The following is a 4643-nucleotide window of genomic DNA, read 5'->3' as shown; positions in this document are numbered from 1 at the left end:
TCGCGGAGGCCAACCTCACCGACGCCCTGCTCGCCGACAAGGACGCCGATGCGCGCCTGAAGGCCGCGCGGGCGGCGCTGGCCGTGGAGCAGAGCGGCCGCCGCTCCGGCCTCAAGCCGCAGGCGCCGATGCCGGTCAGCCTGGCCGACAAATAGCCGGCCAAAGCTGAAAAGCACCTCAGAGCGCGTCGGCGCGCTCCAGCGTGTCGATCGTCACCACGCCATGGGCGCGCGACACGCAGGCGCACAGCTTGCGGCTCTCATGCTTCTGCTCTTCGCTGAAGAACACGTCGCGATGATCGATCTCGCCCTCGACCTCGACCACGTCGATGGCGCAGACACCGCATTCGCCGCGCCGACAATCGGCCATGACCTCGTGGCCGGCCGCATTCAGCACGTCGAGCATCGAGCGGTCGCGCGGCACCACGATCTCCTCGCCGCTGCCGCGCAGGCGCACCTTGAACGGCTCGGTCGACAGCCGCCCTGATGACCCGAACGTCTCGTAGCTGAGATCAGCCGGCGCACGGCCGCACGCCGCCCAGGCGCTACGCGCCGCATCGAGCATCCGCATCGGTCCGCAGAACAGCACCGCCGTGCCGGCCGGCAGCTCGGCAAACAGGCCGGCCAGATCCAGCCGCTGCGCCTGGTCGGCGGCATAGACTGAAAACCTGTCGCCGAGCAGCGTCGCGAGCTCATCGGCATAGGCCGCATCGCCGATCGAGCGCACGGCATAGTGCAGCGAGACATTCGGCGTCCTGCGCAACAGCGCCTGCGCCGCCCCGACCAGCGGCGTGATGCCGATGCCGCCGGCGACCAGACAATAATGCTGATACTGCCAGCCGACCTGCAGCAGCGAGGTCGGGCTGGTCACGTCGATCCTGGCGCCCGGCTGCAGCGACCACAGATAACGCGAGCCGCCGCGGGAATCCTCGGCGTGACGCACCGCGATCCGGTAGCCGCGCGGATCGGCCTCGCCGACCAGCGAATAAGACCGCACATCCGGCTGACCGGCGATGTGAACGCTCAGCTTGATGTGGCTGCCGACCGGGTAAGGGACGCAGACATAGCCGTCGGGCCGCAGGACGAACTCGCGAATGCCGGGTGCGAGATCGCGCGTCGACACCAGCGTCGCGGTCGACCAATTGTCCTCGAAGCGCATGCTCGTCTCCGTCAGCTCGACGCCTTGATCAGCACGGCGGCCGGCACGAGGTCCATGGGACCGCGGGCCTTGACCGCCAGCCGCAGATTGCGCGCGGCGAGGCGTGCATGCTCGCGCATGATCCCCTCGGCGCGCGCGCCCTCGCGGTTCTCGATCGCATCGATGACGATACGATGATGCTCCTGCGCCACCACCAGGATGTGGCGCGCCTCGGGCAACGCCGACTGCGCCATCACGAAGCCGCTCGGCGAGGCGAAAGGCAGCGCGCTGGCGCGGTCGACCTGGCGGATCACCGGCGGGCTGCGCGACAGCTCGGCCAGGAGCGCGTGAAAGCGCGCGTTCAGCGCGACATAGGCGGAGAACGCATCGAACGAGATCTCCTGCGGCGCGATCAGCTCGTCGATCTGGGCAAGACACTCGCGCATCGGCTCGGTGTCACGCACGGAGACGCCGCGCTCGGCGGCGAGCCGCGCCGCCAGGCCTTCCATCGTGCCGCGCACCTCGATGGAGTCGAGCACGTCGCGTTCGGAGAACGACTTGACCATGAAGCCGCCGGAGGGAATGGCTTCGAGCAGGCCCTCCTCCTCGAGCCGCACCAGCGCCATCCGCACCGGCGTGCGCGAGACGCCCGCCGCCTCCACCGCCTGCAGCTCCGAGATCCGCTCACCCGGGCGCAAGACCCCGGTCAGGATCAGGTCGCGCAGCGTCAGCTGCGCCCGGACGGTCTGCGAGATCGAGCGCTCGGTCTCACGCTCTGCCATTCCATTCACTCCGCGGCTTCGCGCAGCGGCGTTTCACGCGCGATCATCCGGTCGATGATCCGCCGTGCCCACATCGCCCCTGCATCGATGTTGAGATTGTAGAAAACGCGTCCCGGGTTCTCGTCCATCGCGCGCTGTTGCGCCTCGAGGATCAGCTCGTCCTCGCGGAAGATGCCCGAGACACCTTCGCGAATTTCGGTCGTCAGCCGCTGCTCGGAGAGCTGATAGTTGCGCGCGAACGCCCAGAAATAGTGGCAGGTCTTGTCGGTCTCGGGCGTGATGGTGTTGAGCACCATCCCGTTGACGCCCTGCGAGCGATCGCCTTCCGGCGCTCCGGTCCCGGCCGGCGCGACACCGACGTCGATGGTCACGGTGCACGGGGCCTCGAAGCGGATGATCTGCCAGCGGTCGACCAGACCGGGCTTGCCGAGCTGCTTGGCCCAGAACGGCGGCGGCTCGATGCCGCGCATCCAGCGCGTCACGGTCGCGGTGCGCTCGCCATGGGTGACGTCGAACGGCGCTTCCGCCACCGCGTCATTGCCGATCGACGAGCCGTGCACGAACGTCTCGTGCGTCAGGTCCATCAGATTGTCGACCACCAGGCGGTAGTCGCATTTGACCTGGATCGTCTTGCCGTCGCCGGCCCAAGCGGGATCGTGATTCCAATGCATGTCCGGGATCGTCGCGGGATCGGCCAGCGCCGGATCGCCCATCCACAACCAGATGAAGCGGTGACGCTCGACGGCCGGATAGGCGCGCACGCAGGCCGAGGGGTTGATGGTCTCCTGCGAGGGCATGTAGGTGCAGCGGCCCTGGGGGCTGAACTTCAGGCCGTGATAGCCGCAGACGACGGTGTCGCCTTCGAGCCGGCCCTTCGACAGCGGCACCAGCCGATGCCAGCAGGCATCCTCGAGCGCTGCGATCGTGCCGTCGGCCTTGCGATACATCACGACGTGCTTGCCGCAGATCGTCCGCGGCATCAGGGCTTGCTTGACCTCGGCATCCCAGGCGGCGGCGTACCATGCATTCATCGGGAAGGAAGCGGCCATGGCGTGTCCTCTAGCGGTATTAAAGTATACTCATGCTGAAGAATTGTATACAGCAAAGACCTTGGATTGGCAATGACACACACAAATTCGGCCCTGGATGAGCGCCGCTGTATACAGAGCCATCTCTGGTATACCAGAATGACCTCTCCAATCCCTTTGTTCCAGTCGAAAATTTGATCAATTCGGCCGCCTGACCCGCTTGCCGAGCACGGGCGTCCGAAGACCTTCACTGCGGATCGGCTCCGCGTCCTGGTCGTCAGCACTCTTGTCGGTGTTCGCCTCGGCCGGCTGCCGGAGCCGGTCATCGGTGTTCCCGCTCACACCTCCCCATTTTCATCTTGCTTGGCCTCTTAAACGGAACTCAGGCTTCGGCGGATCAGCCTGCGCCGCAGGGGCGGACCCGTGTCTGGGCGAATGGGCCTGTCATGATCGAAAGAGCACCGAGAACGCTCGCCACAACAAATGTCGTCGACATCTTGTCCCCCGTTCCTCACCCCGCCGAGTCTGCCGAACTCCATCCGTCGCGAGCGGGGTGATCAAGGGTCAACGGTTAGAGCGGTTCGCCCCGCAGCCACGCGGCGCCGCGTGCATAGAGCGCCTCGACCTCAGGTCCCTTCAATCCGGGCATGTCGCGCTTGATGGTGTAGCCGATCCGGGTCTGCAGATAAGCGAGATGGCGATAGCCGACCGGAAACTGCTCCAGCAATGCGCGATCGAGCGCAGGCACCGCACCAGGGGTCACCGGATCCATGCGGTCCTTCTCGTAGATCGGCTGGCGCAGCACGATGCCCCATTTGCCCTGGCGCTTTTCCAGAAAGTCGTAGAAGCGGCCGGTGCAGAGCACGTCGCACGCGACGCCTTCGACCTCGGCGCGTTGCGAGATCGTCATCTTGGTCTGCGCGATCGCGCGGTTGCCCGCGAGATCGACCGAGATGCCGCCGAGGAAGTGCAGGATGTTGACGCCCTTCGCCCAGGCCGCCTTGCTGATCTCGATGAACTCGTCGCCGGTGCCTTGCGTCCAGGTCGCCATCATCCGTCCGTCCGGATGCCACACGGTGCGAAAGCGCTCCCAATCCCCGGCATCGCGCCAGATCGCCCAGTTCTGCAGCAGCTCGCGGATCTGACGGTCGTCCTCGATCTCGGCGGCGGTCTTGGTCATGGTGGTTTCCTCTTTACGTTGTCGCTGCTGGATACGAGATCGGGAGTGCGCTGCAAAGCCACGGCAGGTCATGGCTGACCGGAGCGCGCGACACAATCGGTGTCGTCCCGGCCCTGAGCCGGGACCCACAATCACCGACGGTCGTGGCTGGGCGAGATCGGTCGACCATCGTGCCTCAAACAACTCCCTGGGGTTATGGGTCCCGGCGCAAGGCCGGGACGACGGTGGAGGTCTTGGTCGACGCTTTCCACCACATTGGCGGCCTTGGCACAGGGCATCCTTGGCACAGGTCATCCTTGGCACAGGTCATCGCCTTCCCGCGGCACGTCGTGCCCGGGTGATGCATCGATCAAGGTCCCTCTTGAATCACGAGAGGGCGCGAGGAAGGCCGGACCTCGGCTGAGGCCCGTGGCCCGCCTGCAACAAAGAAAGCAGGCGGCAGCCACCACGAGTACAGCCGGACGACCCGGCCTTCCCCGCGCGATTGGGTTTACGGTGTCCTTCGTGCTCTCCCTG

General features: G+C 66.2%; 4 protein-coding genes. All 4 read right to left on the bottom strand.

Annotation, left to right across the window (positions count from 1 at the left end; all coding sequences use genetic code 11):
- Positions 1 to 177: 177 nt before the first annotated feature.
- The 4 genes from BRAO375_RS33065 to BRAO375_RS33050 all read right to left on the bottom strand — a co-directional run bounded on the left by BRAO375_RS33065 (position 178) and on the right by BRAO375_RS33050 (position 4127).
- Positions 178 to 1158: a PDR/VanB family oxidoreductase gene (locus tag BRAO375_RS33065; protein WP_009031795.1), complete on the bottom strand. Its 981-nt coding sequence runs from the start codon at positions 1156 to 1158 to the stop codon at positions 178 to 180.
- 11 nt (positions 1159 to 1169) lie between these two features.
- Positions 1170 to 1919, bottom strand: a complete 750-nt coding sequence (locus BRAO375_RS33060) for a GntR family transcriptional regulator (RefSeq protein ID WP_009031794.1) — start codon at positions 1917 to 1919, stop codon at positions 1170 to 1172.
- A gap of 5 nt (positions 1920 to 1924) precedes the next feature.
- Positions 1925 to 2968 (bottom strand): aromatic ring-hydroxylating dioxygenase subunit alpha, encoded by a 1044-nt coding sequence (locus tag BRAO375_RS33055; RefSeq protein ID WP_009031793.1) that lies wholly within the window; start codon positions 2966 to 2968, stop codon positions 1925 to 1927.
- 550 nt (positions 2969 to 3518) lie between these two features.
- Positions 3519 to 4127 carry a nuclear transport factor 2 family protein gene (locus tag BRAO375_RS33050; protein ID WP_009031792.1) on the bottom strand — a complete coding sequence of 203 codons (609 nt, stop codon included), beginning with the start codon at positions 4125 to 4127 and terminating at the stop codon, positions 3519 to 3521.
- Positions 4128 to 4643: the final 516 nt, after the last annotated feature.

The sequence above is a fragment of the Bradyrhizobium sp. ORS 375 genome, assembly GCF_000239775.1.
In the GTDB taxonomy this organism is placed as follows: domain Bacteria; phylum Pseudomonadota; class Alphaproteobacteria; order Rhizobiales; family Xanthobacteraceae; genus Bradyrhizobium.
The sequence above is the reverse complement of the archived record's forward strand: the minus strand, read 5'-3'. Positions and strand labels throughout refer to the sequence as shown.

What these genes read in the sequence shown, in the direction of transcription:
- BRAO375_RS33065 (WP_009031795.1), bottom strand. Translation starts at nt 1,158, where the DNA reads ATGCGCTTCGAGGACAATTGGTCGACCGCGACGCTGGTGTCGACGCGC.
- BRAO375_RS33060 (WP_009031794.1), bottom strand. Translation starts at nt 1,919, where the DNA reads ATGGCAGAGCGTGAGACCGAGCGCTCGATCTCGCAGACCGTCCGGGCG.
- BRAO375_RS33055 (WP_009031793.1), bottom strand. Translation starts at nt 2,968, where the DNA reads ATGGCCGCTTCCTTCCCGATGAATGCATGGTACGCCGCCGCCTGGGAT.
- BRAO375_RS33050 (WP_009031792.1), bottom strand. Translation starts at nt 4,127, where the DNA reads ATGACCAAGACCGCCGCCGAGATCGAGGACGACCGTCAGATCCGCGAG.